This is a genomic window from Lentilactobacillus otakiensis DSM 19908 = JCM 15040 (assembly GCF_001434145.1).
Taxonomy (GTDB): Bacteria; Bacillota; Bacilli; order Lactobacillales; family Lactobacillaceae; genus Lentilactobacillus; species Lentilactobacillus otakiensis.
The window spans coordinates 1,125-1,534 of sequence record NZ_AZED01000020.1; the positions used below are offsets into that span (position 1 = coordinate 1,125).

General features: G+C 51.0%; 4 tRNA genes. All 4 read left to right on the forward strand.

From position 1 onward, the window contains the following. Nucleotides 1-2 precede the first annotated feature (2 nt). The 4 genes from FD05_RS10815 (at nucleotide 3) to FD05_RS10830 (ending at nucleotide 348) form a co-directional block, all read left to right on the forward strand. Nucleotides 3-75: transfer RNA gene (locus tag FD05_RS10815), tRNA-Phe, on the forward strand. Nucleotides 76-97: 22 nt separating this feature from the next. Next, nucleotides 98-168: transfer RNA gene (locus FD05_RS10820), tRNA-Gly, on the forward strand. Between the two features lie 12 nt (nucleotides 169-180). Then, nucleotides 181-254 (forward strand) — tRNA-Ile (locus FD05_RS10825). 6 nt (nucleotides 255-260) lie between these two features. Further along, nucleotides 261-348, forward strand: a tRNA-Ser gene (locus FD05_RS10830). Nucleotides 349-410: the final 62 nt, after the last annotated feature.

Genomic DNA, 410 nt, shown 5'->3' on the forward strand with positions numbered 1-410 from the left:
TTGGCTCGGTAGCTCAGTCGGTAGAGCAATGCATTGAAGCTGCATGTGTCGGCAGTTCGATTCTGTCCCGCGCCACTTGTTTTAAATATAGTTTTTTGCGGGTGTAGTTTAGTGGTAAAACCACAGCCTTCCAAGCTGTTGTCGCGAGTCCGATTCTCGTCACCCGCTTTTTCATATAATGGGCCTATAGCTCAGCTGGTTAGAGCGCACGCCTGATAAGCGTGAGGTCGATGGTTCGAGTCCATTTAGGCCCATATTTTGGAGAAGTACTCAAGTGGCTGAAGAGGCGCCCCTGCTAAGGGTGTAGGTCGCGTAAGCGGCGCGAGAGTTCGAATCTCTCCTTCTCCGTTTTAAATGACCCGTTGGTCAAGTGGTTAAGACACCGCCCTTTCACGGCGGTAACATGGGTT